17 protein-coding genes are annotated in these 22,577 nt (G+C 58.9%); 6 read left to right on the top strand and 11 right to left on the bottom strand.

All coding sequences use genetic code 11. From position 1 onward, the window contains the following. Positions 1-7: 7 nt before the first annotated feature. Complete coding sequence (locus ACR0C3_RS03835; protein WP_170376651.1) at positions 8-637, top strand: TRAP transporter small permease subunit; 630 nt, start codon at positions 8-10, stop codon at positions 635-637. Positions 638-640: 3 nt separating this feature from the next. Continuing rightward, on the top strand, positions 641-2,044 hold the full coding sequence (locus ACR0C3_RS03840; RefSeq protein ID WP_480757229.1) for a TRAP transporter large permease: 1,404 nt from the start codon (positions 641-643) through the stop codon (positions 2,042-2,044). Positions 2,045-2,305: 261 nt separating this feature from the next. Here the strand turns inward: ACR0C3_RS03840 and ACR0C3_RS03845 are convergent, their stop codons facing one another. Continuing rightward, entirely contained in the window at positions 2,306-3,349 is a 1,044-nt protein-coding gene (locus tag ACR0C3_RS03845; protein WP_480757231.1) for an ornithine cyclodeaminase, read from the bottom strand. After that, positions 3,349-4,269, bottom strand: a complete 921-nt coding sequence (rocF, locus tag ACR0C3_RS03850; RefSeq protein WP_480757232.1) for an arginase — start codon at positions 4,267-4,269, stop codon at positions 3,349-3,351. The genes ACR0C3_RS03845 and rocF overlap by 1 nt, the downstream gene beginning before the upstream one ends. An 87-nt stretch (positions 4,270-4,356) precedes the next feature. On the opposite strand from rocF, the gene ACR0C3_RS03855 reads away from it, so the two are divergent. Together ACR0C3_RS03855 and mprF are read left to right on the top strand one after the other, a co-directional pair. Further along, positions 4,357-4,785, top strand: coding sequence for an Lrp/AsnC family transcriptional regulator (locus tag ACR0C3_RS03855; protein ID WP_170469819.1), 429 nt, complete (start codon positions 4,357-4,359; stop codon positions 4,783-4,785). Positions 4,786-4,872: 87 nt separating this feature from the next. Next, a complete protein-coding gene (gene mprF, locus ACR0C3_RS03860; RefSeq protein ID WP_480757233.1) occupies positions 4,873-7,476 on the top strand; it encodes a bifunctional lysylphosphatidylglycerol flippase/synthetase MprF in 2,604 nt (867 codons plus the stop codon). 104 nt (positions 7,477-7,580) lie between these two features. Here the strand turns inward: mprF and ACR0C3_RS03865 are convergent, their stop codons facing one another. The 4 genes from ACR0C3_RS03865 to ACR0C3_RS03880 all read right to left on the bottom strand — a co-directional run bounded on the left by ACR0C3_RS03865 (position 7,581) and on the right by ACR0C3_RS03880 (position 11,551). After that, positions 7,581-9,143 (bottom strand): efflux transporter outer membrane subunit, encoded by a 1,563-nt coding sequence (locus tag ACR0C3_RS03865; protein WP_480524430.1) that lies wholly within the window; start codon positions 9,141-9,143, stop codon positions 7,581-7,583. A gap of 11 nt (positions 9,144-9,154) precedes the next feature. Continuing rightward, positions 9,155-10,300, bottom strand: coding sequence for an HlyD family secretion protein (locus ACR0C3_RS03870; RefSeq protein WP_170469809.1), 1,146 nt, complete (start codon positions 10,298-10,300; stop codon positions 9,155-9,157). Positions 10,301-10,321: 21 nt separating this feature from the next. Next, positions 10,322-10,678 (bottom strand): DUF3302 domain-containing protein, encoded by a 357-nt coding sequence (locus tag ACR0C3_RS03875; RefSeq protein ID WP_480757235.1) that lies wholly within the window; start codon positions 10,676-10,678, stop codon positions 10,322-10,324. Between the two features lie 108 nt (positions 10,679-10,786). Then, positions 10,787-11,551 (bottom strand): DeoR/GlpR family DNA-binding transcription regulator, encoded by a 765-nt coding sequence (locus tag ACR0C3_RS03880; protein WP_480757316.1) that lies wholly within the window; start codon positions 11,549-11,551, stop codon positions 10,787-10,789. A 179-nt stretch (positions 11,552-11,730) separates the two neighbouring features. Here ACR0C3_RS03880 and glpD point away from each other — a divergent pair, with 179 nt between their 5' ends. Next, positions 11,731-13,320 carry a glycerol-3-phosphate dehydrogenase gene (glpD, locus tag ACR0C3_RS03885; protein ID WP_480757237.1) on the top strand — a complete coding sequence of 530 codons (1,590 nt, stop codon included), beginning with the start codon at positions 11,731-11,733 and terminating at the stop codon, positions 13,318-13,320. Positions 13,321-13,356: 36 nt separating this feature from the next. On the opposite strand, the gene ACR0C3_RS03890 is transcribed toward glpD, so the two are convergent. From ACR0C3_RS03890 to metG, 3 genes are all read right to left on the bottom strand, one after another. After that, entirely contained in the window at positions 13,357-16,494 is a 3,138-nt protein-coding gene (locus tag ACR0C3_RS03890) for an efflux RND transporter permease subunit (RefSeq protein ID WP_480757239.1), read from the bottom strand. A gap of 3 nt (positions 16,495-16,497) precedes the next feature. Further along, positions 16,498-17,676, bottom strand: a complete 1,179-nt coding sequence (locus ACR0C3_RS03895; RefSeq protein ID WP_170665283.1) for an efflux RND transporter periplasmic adaptor subunit — start codon at positions 17,674-17,676, stop codon at positions 16,498-16,500. A gap of 247 nt (positions 17,677-17,923) precedes the next feature. Then, entirely contained in the window at positions 17,924-19,642 is a 1,719-nt protein-coding gene (gene metG / locus ACR0C3_RS03900; protein ID WP_480757241.1) for a methionine--tRNA ligase, read from the bottom strand. Positions 19,643-19,899: 257 nt separating this feature from the next. On the opposite strand from metG, the gene ACR0C3_RS03905 reads away from it, so the two are divergent. Continuing rightward, positions 19,900-20,634 (top strand): OB-fold-containig protein, encoded by a 735-nt coding sequence (locus ACR0C3_RS03905; protein WP_170642094.1) that lies wholly within the window; start codon positions 19,900-19,902, stop codon positions 20,632-20,634. A gap of 25 nt (positions 20,635-20,659) precedes the next feature. On the opposite strand, the gene ACR0C3_RS03910 is transcribed toward ACR0C3_RS03905, so the two are convergent. Together ACR0C3_RS03910 and ACR0C3_RS03915 are read right to left on the bottom strand one after the other, a co-directional pair. Next, a complete protein-coding gene (locus tag ACR0C3_RS03910) occupies positions 20,660-21,880 on the bottom strand; it encodes an MFS transporter (protein ID WP_170469785.1) in 1,221 nt (406 codons plus the stop codon). 83 nt (positions 21,881-21,963) lie between these two features. Next, a complete protein-coding gene (locus ACR0C3_RS03915; protein WP_480757243.1) occupies positions 21,964-22,557 on the bottom strand; it encodes a YceI family protein in 594 nt (197 codons plus the stop codon). Between the last annotated feature and the right edge of the window lie 20 nt (positions 22,558-22,577).

Consider the following 22,577-nt stretch of genomic DNA (forward strand, 5'->3'; position numbering starts at 1 on the left):
CACCGGAATGGCGGGACAGGCCACGGTGCTGGAGGATGGCAGTCGCCTCAGCCAGATCGATCAGCACTTGCTGAAGTTAGAGCGGGCTCTCGCCTTGATCAGCGGAATAGCCGTCTTTGGACTGATGGTCCTGGCCGTCGTCTCGGTCAGCGGCCGCAACGCGATAAACGCGCCGTTGCCGGGCTATGTGGACTGGATTGAACAGGCGATGCCACTGATCGCCTTTCTCGGCATCTCTTACGTGCAGCGCGATGGCGGCCATATCCGGATGGACATTGTGATCTCGCGTCTGCACGGACGGGCGCTGTGGTTGTTCGAGCTGATCTCGGTAATCCTGATCCTTGTCCTGATGCTGGCATTGGTCTGGGGCAGCTGGTCCCATTTCGACCGATCCTTTGATTTCGGCGCACCAATGTGGAGCCGCGACAGCTCAATCGACATCGGCATCCCGCTTTGGCCCGCGAAACTGCTGGCCCCGGTGGCGTTCTCGGTCTTGTCACTCCGTCTGGTGTTGCAGATCTGGGGCTATGGCCGCGCGTTCGTTCTGGGGCTTGAGGCACCCGTGGCGGTGCCCTTGATCCAAGACGCCGCCGCACAGGCTGCCGCAGAGGCAGAGCAGTTCGAAGGGCAGGATTAACAGATGGACACGATTGACATCGGCCTTTGGGTGACGGCTGGGCTGCTGGTCCTTGTTGTCACAGGCATGCGCGTGGCCTTTGCTGCAGGTCTGGCTGGGTTGTTCGGCTTGGTTTGGATATTCTGGGCCAAGTTCGGGTACGATCCCGACCGATTTGGCAAGGCTCTCACTGTTGCCGTCAAGACGGCGGGGCAGGTGCCGCATTCCAAAGTCGCCGCCCATACGCTCAGCCTGATTCCGACCTTCATCCTGATCGGATACCTCGCCTACTACGCGGGCTTGACACGTGCCCTCTTCGAAGCGGCCAAACGCTGGATCGCCTGGGTTCCTGGAGGCCTAGCGGTCTCCACCATATTCGCCACGGCAGGGTTTGCTGCCGTCTCTGGCGCCTCGGTCGCCACCTCGGCCGTGTTTGCCCGTATCGCGATTCCCGAAATGCTGAGCGTCGGCTACAACAAGCGCTTCGCCGCGGGCGTCGTTGCAGCTGGCGGGACGCTGGCCTCGCTGATCCCGCCATCAGCCATCCTCGTGATCTATGCCATCATCGTCGAACAGGACGTCGGCAAGCTGCTACTGGCCGGTTTCATTCCCGGAGCGTTTTCTGCCGTGATCTACGGTTTGCTCATTGTCGGCATCGCGGTTGTGTTCAAATCCGTTGGCCCTCCGGTCACCGGTTTTACTTGGAAACAGCGGTTCCAAGCGCTGCCCGGGGCGATCCCGATCGTTGCCGTCATCCTGATCATCATCTGTTTCGTCTACAACCCGTTCGGCGACAAGGCGTGGGGTACCCCAACCGAAGGCGGAGCCATAGGCGCGTTCATCGTCTTCTGTTTCGCCCTGGTTCATGGCATGCGCTGGCCCGAGTTCAAATCGGCTCTGTTAGAGACAGCCAAGCTGACGGCCATGATTTTCTCGATCATCTGGGGCGTGCTGATCTACGTGCGGTTCCTGGGCTTTGCAGACCTTCCAGGCGCATTCTCGGATTGGATCACCTCGCTTGAGATGTCGCCGATGCTGATCCTGATCTGCATCCTTCTGGCTTACGCGGTGTTGGGTATGTTCATGGATGCCATCGGGATGCTGCTGTTGACACTGCCCGTCGTGTACCCCGCTGTCATGGCCCTGAACGGAGGGGAAACCGTCAGCGCCGCGGACAGCGCCTTTGGCATGTCCGGCCCGATGTGTGCGATCTGGTTTGGGATTTTGGTGGTAAAAATGGCCGAATTCTGCCTGATCACGCCGCCCATCGGTCTGAACTGCTTTGTGGTTGCCGGGGTCCGGCCAGACCTGAGTGTTCAGGATGTCTTCAAGGGGGTCACCCCGTTCTTCCTGGCAGACGCGGCCACCATTGCGCTGCTTGTGGCATTTCCGGGCATCGTTCTCTACTTGCCGTCTTTGGCTGGCTAGGAGTTTGCGAGGCTCTGCCTCGCGCTCCGGGATATTTTTAGCCAGATGAAGCAGGGATCCGCTCTCCAACATCAACGTCGGAGAGCTTCACCTGGCGCGGTCATCGGCGTCCCCGCCTGTACCGCACAAGACGAATACCGAATCTAGGTTAACGATCCGTTTCTTCATCTGGCTAAAAATATCCCGGGGGAGTCGCCCGGAACGGGCGGCGGGGGCAGAGCCCCCAATTCGACACAGACCCGGTGCGGGATCGGAAGCGGGTTAGCCGGCGCGCATGAGCATCCCGAACAGATCGCGGGGATCGTCAGGGTCGGCCAGCATGTCCAACGGCTCGAAGAAGTCAGTCTCTGCGACTGCGCTCTTGATGACGCGCAGAGCCGAGAAGTCCTCAATTGCGAAACCGACACTGTCGAACAGCGTGATCTGCTTGTCGTCTGTTCGGCCTCGCGCCTGACCGGTCATGACCTGCCACAGTTCGGTGACGGGATGATCATCTTCCAAAGCCTGAATTTCGCCCTCGATCCGCGTCTGCTCGGGGTATTCCACGAATATCTCCGAGCGCAGAAGGATGTCGCGATGCAACTCGGTTTTGCCGGGGCAATCGCCGCCAATCGCGTTGATGTGGACGCCGGGACCGACCATGTTGTCGGTCAGGATCGTGGCATATTTCTTGTCCGCGGTGCAGGTGGTGATGATCTGCGCGCCCTCGATCGCCTCTTCGGCGGTTTTGCAGGGCACTACGTTCAGGCCTTTGCCTTGCAAATTGGCTGCGCATTTGGCGGTGGCGTTCGGGTCGGTATCATACAGCCGCACGGTGTCGATACCGCACATGGCTTTGAAGGCCAAGCATTGGAATTCGGACTGCGCGCCGTTGCCGATCATGGCCATGGTGGTGGCACCCTTGGGGGCCAGATACCGACCGACCAGAGCTGATGTCGCCGCCGTCCGTAGGGCGGTTAGGATGGTCATCTCGGTCAGAAGGGTCGGGTAGCCCGTGTAGACATCCGCGAGCAGTCCAAAGGCCGTTACTGTTTGCAGACCTTCAGAGGTGTTCTTCGGATGGCCATTGACGTATTTGAACCCGTAGGCCTCACCATCTGAAGTAGGCATGAGTTCGATTACACCATGCGGGGAGTGGGCCGGAATCCGAGGGGTCTTGTCGAAGCTTTCCCAGCGTTTGAAATCGGCCTCGATCTGCTCAGCGATCCTTATGATCATCTTTTCGACGCCGACATGGTGAACCAGCCGCATCATGTTGTCGACGGAAACAAAGGGCACCAGGGCCTTATCTGAGGGTACAGTCATCAGAAACTCCGAGTGGGGCGGTCAAAGATCCGGCGTCCCATCAGGGATGCGGCCAAGTCGACCATGAGTTTTGCGGTGCGTCCGCGTTCATCCAGAAAGGGGTTCAACTCGACCAGATCGAGGGAGCAGACCAGCCCGCTTTCATGCAAAAGCTCCATGACCAAATGGGCCTCGCGTTCGGTGGCACCTCCGGGCACGGTTGTCCCAACAGCCGGCGCGATCGCGGGGTCGAGGAAGTCGACATCCAGTGACACGTGAAGGATGCCGTTCTCAGCCCTCACGCGGTCCAGAAAGGCCATGAGCGGGGCTTTGATCCCATGTTCGTCAATGCTGCGCATATCGGCCAGCATGGCGTGGTTCTTCTCAAGCGAGGCGCGTTCAGCGGGATCGACCGAACGCAACCCGATCATTCCAACGCGATTGGTTGGAACCACGGCAGGCAGCGGCGGAAAATCCTCGAAGCCGGGCTGGCCAGTGAAGTAGGCGACAGGTGTTCCATGCAGGTTGCCGCTGTCGGTACTTCCGGGGGTGTGAAAATCGCTATGGGCGTCCAGCCAAAGAACGAACAAAGGCCGGTCGATGCGCTGTGCATGATCCGCCATTCCCGCCACGGTTCCCATCGACAAGGCATGATCGCCGCCCATGAAGATTGGCACACCTTGGGGCGAGACTTCGGCAGCGACTCGGGCCAAAGCCTGCGTCCACCCGATGCACTCGGGCAGGGCGAAAAGGTGGGCGTGGTCCGGGGTCTCGACCGCATCCGGGGCGACATCTCCGTAGTCGATCACCGTATGACCAAGATCCGCAAGGGCGCGATCCAGCCCGGCCACGCGGTAGGCATCCGGCCCCATTCGGCAACCCTGCCGACGCTTGCCCGCGTCCATGGGGGCGCCAACTAAAATTATGTTCTTCGTATCCATATGCTTCATGTAACGTGACAGTCTGTCTTGCGTGAAGAGAGCAAATTGCTCAATAAGAAAGATGAGTATCCGAAAAGGAAGCTAGTCATGGACGATTTGGATAACAGGTTGCTCAGCGCGCTGCATCGGGATGCGAGGGCGTCACTGTCTGAGCTGGCCGAGACGCTTGGCGTCACGCGTACCACTGTGCGCAGTCGGCTGCAGCGCCTCAAACAATCGGGCGAGATCGTGGGTTTTACCGTTCAGACAAAGCGCGACGTGGCGCAAAGCCCGGTCAGGGGTCTGATGATGCTTGAGATCGAGGGGCGCGGGACCGAACGTACAATGGCCCGGATCGGAGCGCTACGGCAGGTGCGCGCTGTGCATTCCACAAATGGAAGCTGGGACCTGATCGCTGAAATCGGCACGGACACGCTGGCCGAACTCGACGAGGTCTTGTTCCAGATCCGCCGTATGGAAGGGATCACCCGGTCTGAGACGAACCTTCTTCTGTCCACGCGCAAGGGAAGGTTCTGAAAACGCTGCGTGAAACGGGCCGTTACGCTTTGTCGGCCACGGAAATTGTGCGACAGTCGGCGGGGATACAGGCGGGATTTATCGAATATGACCACTCAGCAGCACGAACCACGGGCCGTGCAATTGGCCGAAAAGATCACCGCATTCCTTGAGAAGCCATGGGTCCGCATCGCCATCCCGATCTTTGTCACCCTGATTGCATTGACGGTTCTGCATGAGCTGTCTTCTCATGTGAAATGGGCAGACGTTCAGGCGGATATCTCGGAAACGTCTTGGCGCGTGATGTTTTATGCTCTGTGTTGGACGGCGGTCAGTTTCTTTTCTCTGTCTCTATACGATGTCTTCGCCGTGCAAAGCGTGGCAGACGGGGAGGTCCCTCTGCCGGTCGCCGGGATGGCCGGAGCCAGTGGCTACGCGGTTTCCAATTGTCTGGGCTTTTCATACATCACCGGAACGGCCATCCGATATCGGATATACGCGTCTCTGGGCCTTGATCTAAGCCGCGTTGCAGGGGTCATCGCCACGTCCTGGGTGGCGTTCTGGACGGGGCTGGTTTTGGTCCTCGGCTTGCTTTTGACCTTTCACCCTGACGGCATTTCAAACGCGCTGCCAATCAGCGCGACGGTTGAGACCGTCATCGGGTTGGGTCTGCTTGGCGCATTGATCACCGTTTTTGTCTGGCTCTCCACCGGTGGGCGTCGGTTAGAGGTTCTGGGGATCGGCTTCCAACTGCCTGGCGGCAAGCTGGCCTCTTGTTTGACACTGGCGGCGATTGGCGATCTGGCCGGGGCCTCCATGGTTCTTTACGTGCTGATGCCGGACGACCTTGGGGTTGGGTATCCGTATTTCTTCACCATCTTCATCGCCGCGATTGCCGTTGGGATCGTCAGCCATGCGCCTGGTGGTATCGGGGTGTTTGAAGCGACGCTGATCGCAGGGCTGGGGGCCTCGGGTCGATCGGATGTCATTGCGGCGCTGCTGCTTTACCGCGTCGTTTACACGTTCCTGCCGTTCGCCATCGCCAGTCTGTCTATCGCTGTTGCCTCGGCGCTGACGCAACGCCACAGGATTATCGGGGCGGGGACATGGGTGTACCGCGCCATTCGCCCCATTGTGCCGATGGTTGCCGCCGGGGTGACTGCGGTTGCTGGGATCATCCTGCTGGTCTCGGGCGCGTTGCCGACGGACAGCAAAAGCCTCGGCGCGTTGCGCGAGGTTTTGCCCTTGTCCTTTGTCGAGGCCTCGCATCTGGCCGGCAGCGCCGTGGGTGTTCTGCTGCTGCTTGTGTCGCGCGGGCTGTTCCGCAAGCTCTACCGCGCGTGGGTGGTCGCAATGCTGTTGATGGTCGCGGGCTTCGCCGCGTCTCTGGCCAAGGGTTTGGATACGCATGAGGCGTTGGGCATGTTGGCCACGATCGCCGTTTTGGCGCTGTTCCGTGGTGCGTTCTACCGTGTTAGCGGCGCGTCGATCTTCCGGTTGAACATCCCCTGGCTGGTCAGTGTTGTGGCGCTGCTGGCCGTTATTTTCTGGATCGGCCTCTTTGCCTATTCCCACGTACAATACCAGAACGCGCTGTGGTGGGAGTTCGCTTGGAATGGCGATGCCTCCCGATTCCTGCGCTCTAGCCTTGTAGTGGCGTTGATCCTTGGAATTGCGGCCGTCACTTCCTTGTTCGGTCGCGAGATTCCGGTGCCTGTGCGGACGGAAATACCCGAATGCGTCGAACGTTTGGTCATGGAGAGCGAAGATACAGAGGCTCAGATTTCCCTGACCGGTGACAAGCAATTCCTGATTGCACCTGATGAGTCTGCGTTCATCGCCTATGCCGACACGGGCAATGCCATCATCTCAAAGGGTGAGCCTGTGGGCGATGAAGCGGCTGGCAAGCAACTGATCTGGCAACTGCGTGAAATGGCGGATCGAGAAGGCAAGCTTTGCGCTTTCTACAGCGTCTCGACCAAATACCTGCCGACGTTTCTGGACCTCGGCCTGTCGATCCTCAAGATCGGAGAAGTCGCGCGCGTACCGTTGAAAGACTTCTCACTGGACGGCAAATCCCGCAAACGCTTCCGTCAGGCCAAGAACCGAGCCGAGCGGGAAGGCTATGTGTTCGAGATCATTCCAAAGGAAGACCTTGCGCCCATTCTGCCGGAACTGAGGGCGATCTCCGATCACTGGCTGGAGCAAAAAGCAGGGGCGGAGAAAGGGTTCGCCTTGGGTGGTTTTGACGATGAATACCTGTCCTACTTCGACCACGCCGTGTTGCGGAACGGAGAAACCGGTCAGATCATGGCTTTCGCCAACCTGTTTCAAGGTGGGCGAAAGTCCGAGCTTTCGCTGGATCTGATGCGGTACGAGCCGGACAGCCCCAGCTTTGTCATGGATGCCTTGTTTGCCGAGATGATGTCCTGGGGGGCCGAGCAGGGGTTCCACTGGTTCTCACTTGGCGCGGCGCCGTTTTCGGGGATCGAGAACCGTCAGCTTGCCTCCCTTTGGAACCGGATTGGCGGGTTCGTCTATGAACATGGTGAGCAATTCTATCACTTCGAAGGGCTGCGCGCGTTCAAACAGAAGTTCGATCCGGAGTGGAGCCCGAACTATCTCGCCAGCCCCGGAGGGCTTGCCGCGCCGCGTATCCTCTATGAGGTGAACATCCTGATTTCGGGCGGCCTAAGGGGCCTAACCAAATAGCGCGAGCGTTTCGGGCTTAGTTTGAGACGCCAATACCCTACCATGCCTCCGGCATTCTCGGGACATTGGCGTCGCCCATTGATTTAAGTGAAACCCGAAACGCTCTAGTTCAGGCTGGCGCGGGTTGGTGTTTCCTGCAGCAGATCGCCCCAATCGGTGCGGTAAGCCATCTCGGCCAGAACGGTATCTGGCAGGAACTCTCTGTTCTCGCGAATTTGCCAACCGCCGCCAAGGCCTTTGTAAACGGCGACGAGATTGCTGGAGACCTGTTGACGCGCCTCGATCAGATTTGCCTGAGAGCGCAACAGGGCGGTCTGCGTGTTCAATATTCGGGAGTAATCGGCGATCCCGTCGGTGTACTGATTGACGGCGATTTCTGCTGCCTTGCGCGAGGCATCGACGCTTTGCTGATAGAACCCGACCTGCTTGCGCGCCTGCGCATAGGCAACCATGGCGCTTTCGACCTCGGAATAAGCGGTCAGAACGGTGTTCTGATAGTTGGCGATCAGCGCCTGATAGGCGGCATCCTGCGCCCGGACGTTGTTCTTGATGCGACCATAATTCAGCACGTTCCAAACGACGCCCGCACTTGCAAGGCCCGTTGTGCTGTTCGAACTAAACAAGTTCCGCCCGCCCGAGGCTTGCAACCCAACCGAGCCGGACAGAATGAACTGCGGATAGAGATCCGCCATGGCAATGCCAACCTCGGCCGATTGTGTGGCTGCGGCCAATTCGGCGGCTCTCACGTCCGGACGACGACGCAGCAGCTCAGCCGGGACACCAACCGCGACGTTGGACCGGGCCGAGGGGATGCGACCGGAATTCCCCAGAAGGCTGGACATGCGTGACGGGGTGGTCCCCAGCAAAACGGCCAGAGCATTCTTGGTTTGCTGCAGATCGCTCTCAAGCTCGGGCACCAGGGCCTTGGTGTTGTTCAGCAGAGCAGTGGATTCCTGAACGTCCAACTCGGTCGTGATACCGTTGTTGAACCGTAACTGGGTCAGGTCTGCCGATTCCTGCTGTAGCTTGATGTTCTCCCGCGCAACGCCCAGCGACTCCTGCAAGGCGCGGATATTGACATAGAGCGCTGCGACATCGCCCGTTAGCGTCACCAGCGCGTCATCATAATTCGCCACCTGCAACGCCAAATTCGATCGCGCCGCCTGAACACCACGCCGTTGCGCGCCCCAGACGTCCAATTCCCACTGCGCATCAAACCCGGCCTGAGAGGTCGAGAATTCGGTATCTAGCGGAATGATCCGGTTGATATCGGCGATGGGTCCGAGATTGTCGCTGATCTGTCGCCGCTCGGTTGAGGCCCCTAGGACCTGCGATTGCGGATACAACTCGCCAAAGGCGATACCCAACTGCGCCCGTGCCTGCAGGACCCGCGCGCCAGCGACCTGCAAAGACAGGTTCTGGGCATAGGCCTCGGCGATCAGTTTGTTGAGGGTGGGGTCATTGAATGTCTCCCACCATTTCACCACCGGCGCGCTGCGTGAGGTCAGGCCGCTTTGCCCGGTGCTGGGGCTGTTCACCTCAATCCACTGTTTCACGACCGGAGAGTTCGGGCGCACGAAATCCGGACCAACTGGCGCGCAGGCTACCAGAAACGCGGCGCAGAGGGCTGTTCCCATCAAGTGTCGAAAGGGGGTGGCCCGTGTCATGATACGCGTCCTCAAATGTCCAGCGGTCGAATGAAATTGGCGAAGGAATACAGGCGGATGTTGATGCGCCGCAGAAACTCAAAGCTTTTGCCCTGACCGGTGTAGATCGCCACGGCGGCATGACCGCCAGCGGGCAGGATGTGCTCTTCAGGCAGATCGACGGTGATCTGTACAGCAATTCGACCGGGTAGCTTGGGCAGCTCAAAACCGGGCAGGCGGCCTGAGGGCAGGTACTGACCCTGACGGGTGGCCCACCAGATCGCTTCGACCTTGCCGGTTAGGATTTCACCGGGATAGAGGTCCAAGGCGACTTCAACCTCTTGGCCTACTTCAACAAATTTCAGGTTCTGCTGGCGGAAGGTTGCCAAAAGATAGGGGCTGTCTTCGGTGACGAAACTGGCTATCGCTCCCAAACGAATGTCACCCACCACTAAACCCGGACGGGCCTGTTGTGAGACGATCATGCCGTTTTCCGGGGCATAGATCGTGGTGTTATCCAGAAAATACTGGGCCTCGGACAGCTGCGCCTGTGCTTGGAGGATGCCCGTGTTTACGCCGTCAATCTGTGACGCCTGCGCCAGCTTTGCTTTCTCAAGATTGGCTTCCGCCTGTTTGACCGAGGCTGTATCCTCGGCCACCTGTTCGTTCCAGCGATCCAGCTCATCCTGACGCGCCCCGCCTGCGGGGACGAGGTTCTCATACCGGGCCTGCTGGGTGAGCGCATAGGCAAGCTGCGCGTTGGCACGCTCCACAGCTTCGGTCGAGGCCACAACATCCTGTTCCAGAATTTTGGCATTCTGCTCTGCGGCGACCAGTTGCGCCTTGGCATTGTCGACGGCCAGCGAAAACACGGTATCGTCAAAACGATAGAGCGGGTCGCCCTTTGTGATTTGCGTGTTCGGCTCGACTAAGACTTCGGTCAGAATCGTCGGCTGCGTCAATTTTGGCACGATTTGAATCGTGGACCGCACCACATGGCTGTCGACCGAGAAGGGCTGAAAGAAACGCAGCGCGACGAGGAAGATCAGCAGCAAATGCGCCCCTACCCAGAAGGACACAATCCCCCAGGCAATGTTGAACTTGAGCCACTCCATCTTGAAGAAGATGAACCAGACGAAAATGATGTAGAACAGCGTAATGCCGAGGGCGACGAACATGTCTGAGTGTTTCCTTTGGCCTTAGCTTTTCTGTGTCTCGTCGGGCGCAGCCTGGTATTCTTCTTTAACCGTACCACCGAGGCGTTCGATATCCTTGCGGATGGCGTCTTTCTCCTCGTCCGGACCGCGGCGCATGTCGACCGTAACACCATCGTGGAACGCCCACATAAAAGCATGAACCCACGGGACAACGGCCAAAAAACCCATCCATCCCATGATCTTGACGGCTTCGGCATGTGGATGATTACGCTTGATCGCGATCCGTCCGGGCAGCCCCATAAGGAAAAGAAACAGCGCCATCACCGCTGCCAGAAGCAGGATCAATGCCGCGAATGTCAGATAGTCGTAGTAGCCTAGCGGCTGCCCCAAAAGTCCCATGCTCGATGCCTCCTGTTGGGAAGGTTGTCTCATCCTCAGACGTAGGCCCCTGTCTCGTCAATGACTTTGTGTTAGGACCTGACGTTTCCGAACCCGAGGAGGGGTGGATCAGGCAGGACAGACGATCAGCCCTGTGCCCCATCCTGCACATTTCGCCGCGAGGTCGGAGGTAAGCGGCTGATCGGTGTAGAAGCCATCAATCTCGGCCAGCGAGGTGATGCGGGCAGGGGCAAGTCGCTGGAATTTTGAGTGATCGGCCACCAGTAGAGTGCGCCGGGCCTGCGCGATGATCGTCTGGCTGACATGGACTTCCTGAAAGTCGAAATCCAGCAGATCACCATCGGGGTCCAGCGCGGAACAGCCGATCACCGCATAGTCGAACTTGAACTGACGGATGGTCGAGACGGTAAGATTGCCCACCAGCCCTCCGTCCGAGCGGCGCAGGACACCACCAGCCACAACAATCTCACAATCGGGGTTTTCGGCGAGAATATTGGCGACATTCGTATTGTTCGTAACCACCATAAGGTCTTTGTGGTTCAGCATATGCCGCGCCACAGCCTCGGTTGAGGTGCCGATATTCATGAAGACCGACGCGCCGTCCGGAATGTCATTGGCGCAGGCCTTCGCCATTCGGGTCTTTGCGTCTGCATTCAGGGTACGGCGGTCCTCATACCCGATGTTGGAGACGCCGGAGCGCAGGACAGCCCCGCCATGGACGCGGTCCAGCTTGCCGGCATCGGCCAGCTCGGACAAGTCCCGGCGGATAGTCTGGACCGTCACGCCAAACCGCTCGGCCAGAACATCAACCGTAACGCGGCCCTCGGTGCTGGCGATCTCAAGAATGTCGGATTGGCGGAAAGAGAGCGACATGTGGGATCCCATTCAGATGATGTGCTTTCGTTTTTCTTCTTTTGGCCAAAATAAGCAAGCGGCCATGCAGAATTTTCATAGTTGTGTTGCAAAACGAAAATAAACGAACATAAACATTGATTACACGAATGTAGTTCTGATTAATGCGCGCAACCAGATTGGATAGGGAATCACAAGCCATGCAAGCGAAGGACGATCAGATCAGCGACCTGTTCATCATCGGCGGTGGGATCAACGGATGCGGCATCGCGCGGGATGCGGCAGGCCGGGGTCTGTCTGTCACCTTGGCCGAGATGAATGATCTCGCATCGGCAACGTCATCAGCCTCGACCAAACTGTTTCATGGTGGTCTGCGCTATCTGGAGTATTTTGAGATCCGCTTGGTGCGCGAGGCGCTGATCGAGCGCGAGACGCTGTTGCGCGCCATGCCTCATATCAGTTGGCCGATGCGCTTTGTGCTGCCCTATCACAAGGACATGCGCTTTGATTCTGAGACGCCTACATCGAAGCTGCTCAGCACCGTCATGCCTTGGATGCGCGGGCGTCGCCCCGCGTGGCTGATCCGTCTGGGTCTGTTCATGTACGACAACCTCGGCGGGCGTAAAATTTTGCCGGGAACGCAATCGCTTGATCTGCGCAGCGCTCCGGAAGGTGGTCCTTTGCAGGGCAAGTTCGAAACAGCCTATGAATACTCGGACTGCTGGATCGAAGATGCGCGGCTGGTGGTGCTCAATGCGCGTGACGCCGAATCCCGTGGTGCGCGGATCATGGTTCGGACCGAAGTTGTCTCGGCTGAACGCGTCGACGAGTTGTGGCATGTCACCATCCGCGACAGGGCGACTGGGGAAAGCCAAGTGATCCGGGCGAGAATGCTGATCAATGCAGGCGGCCCGTGGGTCGGGGACATTATCCAAACCAAGATCCGAGTGAACTCGCGCGAGGGGGTTCGTCTGGTGCGCGGTAGTCATATCGTGACAAAGAAGCTCTACGATCACGACAAGTGTTACTTCTTCCAAGGCGAAGATGGCCGTATCATTTTTGCCATTCCTTATGAGCAGGATTTTACCCTGATCGGAACGACGGATCAGGACCATTCGGACCCGTCGGACCCTCCGGTCTGCACCGAGGCCGAGCAGAAATACCTATGCGAGTTCGCAACCAAGTATTTCAAGAAACCGGTGACGCAGGACGATATCGTCTGGACCTATTCCGGCGTACGGCCGCTCTATGATGATGGAGCCAGCAGCGCGACGGCGGCGACGCGGGACTATACCTTGAAGGTCGATGCGCAGGGCGGGGCGCCTGTTTTGAACGTGTTCGGAGGGAAAATCACGACCTACCGTCGCCTGGCGGAAAGCGCGCTTGAGAAAGTCGCCGAGCATTTCCCAAACCTGCCCGGACCCTGGACAGCGGGCGTGTCTTTGCCAGGTGGAGACTTTCCCGTAGATGGCGTGCAGGACCTTAAGCAGGCGTTGATACAGGACTATCCGTTCCTCACTGAAAAATGGGCGGCTCGTCTGATCCGCGCATACGGGACAGAGGCGCGTGCCGTGTTGGGGGAAGCACAAGACGCTGCTGATTTGGGTGAAGATTTCGGCGCAACCCTCACCGCGCGAGAACTCGAATGGCTGATGGACAAGGAATACGCCCGCAGGGCCGAGGATGTGGTCTGGCGTCGCAACAAGCTGGGGCTGCGGTTGAGTGCCGACCAGATCGCGCGCATTGACCAGTGGATGTCAGAGCGGTTGAAAAATGACGACGCAGCTTGAAAACAAAAAGCCCCGCCGATTTGGCGGGGCTTTTTCTTAGGCGGTTTCCTCTGACGGGCCGGGATCATTCTTGCTGCCCTTGATCCATTCCCGCAGCCCCTGCATCAAGGCGTAAAGGACAGGTACAAGGATCACGCCGACCAGTGTGGCGGCCAACATGCCGCCGAACACGGCAACACCAATGGCCTTCTGGCTCGCCGCCCCCGCGCCATTGGCGGCCAACAGCGGGACAACCCCCAGCAGGAAGGACAGCGCCGTCATCATCACGGCCCGGAAGCGCTGATAGGCGGCCTCGGCTGCGGCGTCCTTGATCGACAGGCCTTTGGCGCGTTGCTCCATCGCGAACTCGACAATCAGAATGCCGTTCTTTGAGGCAAGCCCCACCAGCATGATCATCCCGATCTGCGTATAGAGGTTGATGTCACTACCTACGATCGCCACGGCCGCGACCGCACCGAACAGGGCGACAATCACCGACAGCAGGATCGACACTGGCAAGGTCCAGCTTTCATATTGGCCCACCAAGAATAAGTAGCCAAACAGGATCGCCAGCCCAAGGATCACGATGACCAACCCGCCCGAGGCCAGCTGCTGCTGGGCCGTCCCGGTCCATTCGAACGCGTAGCCGGGGGGCAGGGCGGTTGCGGATTCCTCGGTCATGACGTTGATCGCGTCACCCGTGGACAGGCCCGGGGCAGGCACAGCTGTCACCGTTGCCGAACGGAACAGGTTGTGCCGCTTCAGCAAGACCGGCCCCAACACGTTTTCCACGTCAATCAAAGTGCCCAGCGGAACCATCTCACCCTGTTGCGAGCGAACATAAAGGTTCGAGATATCCTCGACATTGTCGCGATAGGTGCCATCAGCCTGAATCATGACACGGTAGACACGACCGAACAGGTTGAAGTCGTTCACGTAGTAAGACCCCAACTGCGCCTGCATCGTCTGGAAAATCTCGGCGACCGAGACCTGCAGGGTTTTGGCCTTTTCCCGATCCAGATCAACAAAAAGCTGCGGAACGTTTGCTCGGAAGGTAGTGTAGGACTGGCCGATCTCGGGCCGCTGGTTCGCCGCGTAAACGAATGAGCCAACAGCCGATGCTAGATCCTGAGGCGTGCCACCACCAGTCTGCTGCACCTCCATCTCGACACCGGCCGACATGCCTAGGCCCTGAATGGGCGGCGGGTTGAAGGCAACGATCGAGGCAGCGGATTCACCGTTCGCAATCGCAAGCACCTTGGCGAGGATGGCGTCGGCGCTCAGGTCTTCTTCCTGCCGGTCGGCCCAGTTTTCGAGGTTGACGAAAATCGCCGCGCCGTTGGTCGTGGTGCCGTTCAGCAGCGAGAAGCCGTTGATCAGAACGGTGCTGGCAACGCCCGGAATTTCACGGATCTGTTCGTCCACACGGGCCGAGATCGTCTCGGTCCGTTCCAGCGTTGCCGCATCGGGCAGCTGGATATCGACGAACAGATAGCCATTGTCCTCAAGTGGGATAAACCCGCTGGAGGTGTTGGACATGATCGTCCCGGTTCCCATCCCCAAGGCGACAATCACACCCAGCGCGACAATCGGCAGGATCAGCAGTTTACGCACGATGGCGACATAGCCGTTTCGGACGGTCCCGATCAGGCCTTCGAACAGCGCCAGCAGCCCTTTGGGCGGGCCGGAGCGTGCGCGTAGAACCAAACCACACAGGGCAGGCGACAGGGTCAGAGCGTTGATGGATGAGATCACAACCGCCGTCGAAATGGTCACGGCAAACTGCGAATAGAGCCTGCCCGAGATGCCGGGCATGAAGGTCACGGGTACGAACACGGCCAGCAAAACCAACGTTGTTGCGATGACAGGACCGGTGATCTGGCCCATCGCCTTGCGGGTCGCTTCGGCTGGGGGCAGCCCCTCATCCGCAATAATCCGCTCGACGTTTTCTACAACCACGATGGCGTCATCCACCACGATCCCGATGGCCAGAACCAAGGCGAAAAGCGAAATCGTGTTCAGTGACATTCCGAAGGCCAGTAGGAAGGCGAATGTCCCGATCAACGAGACCGGGATCGCCACCGCTGGAATGATCGTCGCTCGCCAACTGCCCAGGAAAACGAACACGACCGAGATCACCAGAATGAACGTCAGGATCAGGGTCGAGACCACATCGTTTAGCGAGGCTTCGACGAAGTCGGTGGTGTTGAAGGGGACACTGTATTCCACGTCTGTGGGGAAGGACCGGGAGAGGCGATCAAGCTCCGCCTGCACCCGCTCGGACACGGCAAGCGCGTTGGCGCCGGGGGCCTGATAAATGCCGATCACAGTAGCGGGCACCGCATCGAAATAGCCGGACGCCGCATAGTACTCGGCGCCCAATTCAACGCGTCCAATGTCACGTACGCGCACAATGGAACCGGCATCACCCGTTCGAATTACGATGTCGCCAAATTCGTCTGCCGATGTCAGACGACCTTTTGTTTTGATCGTGTACTGAAATGTCTGCCCCTCAGGCACCGGAGGCGCACCGATGGAGCCCGCAGAGACCTCGATATTCTGTTCGCGAATGGCATTGATCACATCGCCGGGCGTGATCGACAGAGCGGCCATCTGGTCGGGATCCATCCAGATCCGCATGGCGTATTCCAGATTGGTCAGAACATCCGCTTTACCCACACCCTGAACCCTCGCCAAAGCGTCTTTCAGGTTGATCGAGGCATAGTTGGACAGAAACACGCTGTCATATGTGCCGTTGGGCGAGGTCAGCGTGACCAGCAAGAGCATGTTGGTCGATGCCTTCTGCGTCACCACGCCGGAGGATGTCACTTCGGACGGCAACGACGACATAGCCTGCGCCACGCGGTTCTGTACGTTGACCGAGGCGATATCCGGGTCGGTGCCGACCTCAAAGGTAATGTTCAGCGAATAGGAGCCGTTGTCGGAAGAGGTCGACGTCATGTAGATCATGTCGTCCACACCATTGACCTGCGCCTCGATCGGCGCGGCGACGGTGTTTTCCACGGTCTCGGCATTGGCGCCGGTATAGGTGGTCGAAACGCTGACCACCGGAGGTGTAATGTCCGGGAACTGGGCGACCGGCAGAACCATATAGCCGATACTGCCCATGATCGTCAGGACGAGAGAAATGACAAGCGCCAGCTTGGGCCGGCTGATGAACAGGGCTGAGAACATGCCTTATTCTCCCGGCTGCTCGGACGCGACAACCGCGTCCACCGCCACGCCGGGGCGCACGCGTTGCAGGCCCTCGACAATCACACTTTCGCCTTCGCGCAGACCTTCCGAGACGATTATGGCCGTGCCCACGGAGTCGCCGGTCGTGATATAGCGCTGCTCGACCATCTGTTGGTCATTGACGACCAGTACGAACTCGCCGCGCTGGTCACGCTGTAATGCGGCCTGAGGGATCAGGACCTGCAGGGTCGGCTCCAACGCTTCGATCTGCACATTCACAAAGGCGCCGTCGATGATCAGGCGATCTGCGTTGTCAAACTCGGCCCGCACCGTAATGGCGCCGGTCAGCGGGTCGATACGGTTGTCGACAAAGACGATCTCACCGGTTTCGTCCAATTCGGTTCCGTTCGGCAGAATGACATGCACATTGGGGCTTTTGTTGCTTTCCGCCAGAGAGGCAGCACTTTCACCAACCTGTTGAAGAACCGAGGTAAACTGTTTCTCATTCAAGGAAAAGTTTACATATATCGGCGCTTCGCTGACCAAGTTGACCAGCGGTGGGTTCGTGGGGCCAACCACATCACCTACGCTGGTGGTGACCCGGCCTAGGCGACCGGTAAAGGGTGCGTGGATCTCTGTATAGCTCAGGTCCAGTTCCGCCTGTTGAATGGCGGCGTTTGCGGCTTTGACCTCGGCCTCAGCGACAAGTTCATTGGCGCGTGCGATGTCGCGTTCCGACTCTGGCGTAGCATCGCGCCGGAAGAGTTCCTCTTTCCGCGCCAGATCGACCTTGGCCAGCTCCAAATTAGCTTCGGCGCGGTCAAGATCTGCTTTCCGCGCCTCAAGCGTTGCTTGATAGAGGTCTGGTTCGATCTTGAACAGCAGATCGCCCTCGGTCACCAGGGCGCCATCTTCGACCTCCTGACTATCAAGAAATCCGCTGACGCGCGCGACGATGTCGACCTTATTGATGGCTTCTGCACGGCCGATAAAGCTTGCCTCATCTGTGATCTCTTCTGTGTAGGCTGCGGCGATTGACACTTTTGCGGCCGGCGCTTCACTTTCATCCTGCGCAAGTGCCGGATAACCAAAACCGATGCATGACAAAATGACCAGAGGGCGGCAAAGTGCGGTGACAGCACCACGAGACCGGTTGCGGGGCTGCTTCAGAGCGACGGACATGTCAAAAGCCTCATACATTTCAAAAAACTGAGCCTATACGCAGCCTTAAAAAGCGACGAGTCGGCAGAACTTGAGGGCAGGATGGCCGTTTTGCAAACATATCTCAAGGTGATTGAAGGGGTGGAGTGGTTGGTGGGTTGCGAAAATCCCGTGCAACCAGACCGGTTTACGGGGTGCGTGCTGTTTAAAGGGCCCAAAAGAACGGGGGCCGTCGAGGCCCCCGTTTCAGAACTTCATGCAGCTTGTGTCAGTCGCGCGTACCCGCAAATTTCTCCTGCCACTCTTCACGGTCCTCGTCGGCGATCTTGGCGAACAAGACATCAGGTACCGAGAACGCATGACCTGCGGGCAGGGCGTTCAGCGCGGCCTCGACATCTTCGGGCCAGCTTGTATCCAGCGTATTCATTGCACTCAGCATCTTGGCTGAAGCGTCGGGAATAAAGGGCGCGCTCAGAACCGCATAGAGGCGGATCAGGTTGAGGCCAAGGCGCACCTGTGCTGCCGCTTGCTCGGGGGCTTCCTTGAAGGTCGACCACGGGGCTGCGGATTGCAGGTATTCGTTACCAGCCACCCAGATCGCCCGAAGCTCTTGCGCGGATTTGCGGACTTCCATGGCCTCCATGTGGCCTTCGTATGCGCGGACGCGGCGGGTGATGTCGGCGATCAGTTCTTGTTCGCGCGCGCCAAATGTACCGCCTTCCGGCACAGCTTCGCCGAATTTCGAGCGGCAGAACTTGGTGATCCGGCTGACGAAGTTGCCCAGTACGTCGGCAAGGTCTTTGTTCACCGATTGCTGGAAATTCTCCCAGGTGAACTCACTGTCGCTGCTTTCCGGCGCATGGCTCAGCAGCCACCAGCGCCAGTAGTCGGCGGGCAGAATGGCCAGAGCCTGATCCATGAAGACGCCGCGGCCCTGAGAGGTCGAGAACTGGCCGCCGTCATAGTTCAGGTAGTTGAATGATTTCAGGTGGTCGACCATCTTCCACGGCTCGCCCGAACCCAGAATGGTGGCCGGGAAGCTGAGCGTGTGGAAGGGGACGTTGTCCTTGCCCATGAACTGCACGTAACGCACGTCTTCCGCGCCCTTGTCCGTGCGCCACCAGCGTTCCCAATCTGCATCCGTCTTGCCATTGGCGTCGGCCCATTCCTTAGCGCAGGCGATGTATTCGATCGGTGCGTCGAACCAGACGTAGAAGACTTTGCCCTCCATCCCCGGCCAGTCCTGATCGCCTTTCTTAACCGGAACACCCCAGTCCAGATCGCGGGTGATGCCGCGATCCTGCAGGCCGTCGCCGTCATGCAGCCACTTCTTGGCAATCGAGGTGGTCAGGATCGGCCAGTCAGTCTTGCTGTCGATCCACGCATCCAGCTGATCCTTCATCGCTGATTGGCGCAGATACAGGTGCTTGGTCTCGCGCACTTCCAGATCGGTCGAGCCGCTGATGGCGCTGCGAGGTTCGATCAGGTCCGTCGGGTCCAATTGCTTGGTGCAGTTCTCGCACTGGTCACCCCGCGCGCGGTCGTAGCCGCAATTGGGGCAGGTGCCCTCGATATAGCGGTCAGGCAGGAACCGGCCATCGGCATTCGAGTAGACCTGTTTTTCACTGACCTCACGGATCAGACCGGCCTCATCCAACTTGCCAGCGAAGTGCTGCGTCAGGTGGCGGTTCTGTTCACTGGAGGAACGACCAAAGTGATCGAAGCTCAGGCCAAAGCGTTTGGCGATATCGGCCTGCACGGCATACATATCGGCGCAATACTCGGCGACGGGCTTGCTCGCCTTGGCCGCGGCCAGCTCGGCCGGGGTGCCGTGTTCGTCGGTGGCGCAGAGGAACATGACCTCGTTTCCCCGGCCACGCTGGTAACGTGCGTACAGGTCGGCAGGCAATTGCGAGCCGATCAGGTTGCCGAGGTGCTTGATCCCGTTGATGTAGGGGATCGCCGAAGTGATGAGAATCCGAGCCATTTTGCGTGTCCACGTAACTGTCTGCGCGCCCGTCTACCTTATGTAACCGGTCAGCAAAAGACCGGGTTTGTCATGGATGGCACGAAAACCATGGTTGCGGTGAAAAAAGGCCCCACGACCAAATTGTCGATTGTATTCGGGCAAGGGCGCGCGATACCCTTTTGGTGGCCAATTTAATTTCGGCCTTTTGATTTATTGTTGCACGACGTTCTGCGCCCTTTTCAGGCGAAAGAACTTCGATTTCATGGTATTTCTTTATGTTCGATTTTCTTCTCCAAAGCGCATTCACGCCCTTTACTATGGCGCTTGCGCTGCTGTTTGGCCTGTTGGGGGGCGAGGTCATCGCCGCGCTTTTTGGTGGAAGTCTTCTGGCAAGCGAAGGTCTGGTCGAACTAAAGGCCCCCGGTCTGAGTGTTGCGGATTTCGATCTCGATATCGAAGCTGGCATTGATCTGAGTGCGTTGGAACTGGCCGAGATTGAGGCCGAGGCTCCGGCGGCCTCTGCAACAGGAACTCTGACGCGGTTGGGGATTGGCGATGTGCCGGTCATGATCTGGCTGGTGGTCTTGTTGGCCGGTTTTGCGATGTCTGGGATTGGCGTTCAACTGATCGTCGAGGATCTGTTGGGCTCTGATTGGCCTGTTGGGTTGGCCACCATCCCGGCGGGTATTTTTAGCCTTTGGTTTGCGCGCGGTTTCGGCCCGGTTTTTACTCGTTTGTTGACAAAAACCAAAACGGACGGAATGCCTGAACGGGAGCTGGCACGGCGCAGGGGGGTAGTGACCCAAGGCTCTGCGTCGCGCGGACGACCGGCTGAGGTGCGTGTCATGGATCGGTTCGGCAATGCGCATTACGTGAAGGCAGAGCCGTTGCAGGACCGGGACACGCTTGAGCAAGGCACGGACGTTCTTGTTCTGCGGGACAGATTCCTTGACCGTTTCGTGCTGGTCGGACTGTCCGATAGAACAGATCTCCAATCCGTAGAACCATAGCACCAAGGGTGTCTCGTCGCTGCCTCTATTCCTCGCGCGAGCGTTTCAACAAACGCCCAATCGTGAAGGATGTTCTGGGGGCATAGACATAGTTCGTTCGCTCCTCTGGGGTGGGGCGAGAACGCATCCGGGCCAGACCGAAGGCGATCAGACCCAAATGACCAACAGCGACAAAGGCAAACAGCGCACCCGGGCCGAATTTCTCTATCAGCGTGGATGAGACGTAGGGCGAGGCAATCGCGCCCAGCGCGTACCAGAACATCAGGGCTGCAGACAGCTCGACCCGTTGTTCAGTGGTGGCAAAGTCGTTGGCATGGGCCGAGGAGACCGAGAAGATCGGGAAGGTGGTGAAGCCGAACACCCACGCCGCCAGCATGACCCCGAGCGTTCCTGTGTTGCTGGCCATCATGGTTATTCCACAACTCAGCACTGCAGCGGCGGACAGCCAGATCAGCACCCAGCGCCTGTCGTATTTATCCGCAAGCCATCCCATCGGGTACTGCGCCATCGCGCCACCCAGAACAAATGAGGCGAGGAAGAAGGCGATCTGATCTATGCCCAGCCCGACCTCTTGCCCGTAGACGGGGCCGACCATGCGGAATGAGGCAGAGCTGAGCGCTGCAACGATCACTCCGGCAACCGCCAAAGGAGAGCTGCGCCAGGCCAGTTTGGGGCGCAGGCGCGGCGCGTCCGGGGTTGCAGGCTGGCTGGCGCGTGTCAGGGTCAGCGGCAGCAAAGAGGCGCAGCACAGGATCGCCAGCAGATTGTACGAGACGTAAGAGGCGGGCGGCAGCACTGCGATGATCAACTGCGCGCACAGCGATGCACCCATATCGGCGATTCGATAGGTGCCCATGGCGCGCCCGCGAGTTTCATTGGTGACTTTCGCGTTCAACCAGGCCTCGATCACCGTGTAACACCCTGCGACACAGGTGCCAGACGCGATCCTCAGGAACGCCCAGACATAGGGGTTTTCGGTCAGTGTATGGCCAATCAGGCCCATCGCGCCCAGTGCGGTGCAGACGGCAAAGGCGCGGGAATGCCCGACGCTGCCCATCAGACGCGGAGCCCACCAGCAGCCGACAAAGAAACCGATGAAATGCGCCGAGCCCAACAGACCGATTTGTTCGGTCGTGAAGTTCAGCGTGATGCCGGAAATGGCATCAAGCGGCCCAACGCCGCCGGTCGACAGTTGCAACAGAATGACAGAAAGGAATAGGGCGGCAAAGGAAATGATCGTGCGCATGATGGGTCCACCTTGGCGAGGCTTTCAGACAATGCGCGCAGCTATTCGACGTCAAGGAGTCGTTTTTGAACTTTCGCCTTTGGTCAGAGGCGGCTGATTTCGGCGCGAATGTCCAGTGTGACGGTGTCATTCACCAGATCAGGATAGCCAGAGGCTCCAAAGTCGTGCCGGTTCAGCGCTCCCTTCAGGCTGATCGACAGGCGATCCAGATCACCCGCCGCTGTTCCCTGTGGCCGGTAGAGGCTGGCTTCCAAAGTGATCGGACGCGTCACACCCCGAACTGTCAGGTCCCCGGTGATACGGGCCCCGTCCGAGATGCGTCCATCCTGCCCAAGCTCGATCTCGGTTGAGACGAAGGTGATGGTCGGATGGCTTTCGGCGTCCAGTACACTGGGACTGAGCATGGGCGCGCGCGCAAAGGGCAGGCGGGTTTTGGCTTTGCTCACGTCCAATGCCACCTGAACCCGGCTGTTCTGCAGGCGGGTTGTATCCACCTGAACATCCGCTGTCCGGATCGGCATGGTACCGCTTTGCGCGACGCCGGACAGATCGAAGCTGAAACCAACCTTCGTATCGCTTTCCGACAGGGCATAGGGGCTGAGCGCTGCATGCAGTGTTTGGGCGAAGGGTAGGGCCGCCAGCCCCGCAAGAACGGTACGTCGGGTCAAATCTCTCATGAACGGACGCTAGGGCGCGC

This window comes from Ruegeria sp. CK3 (genome assembly GCF_056536565.1).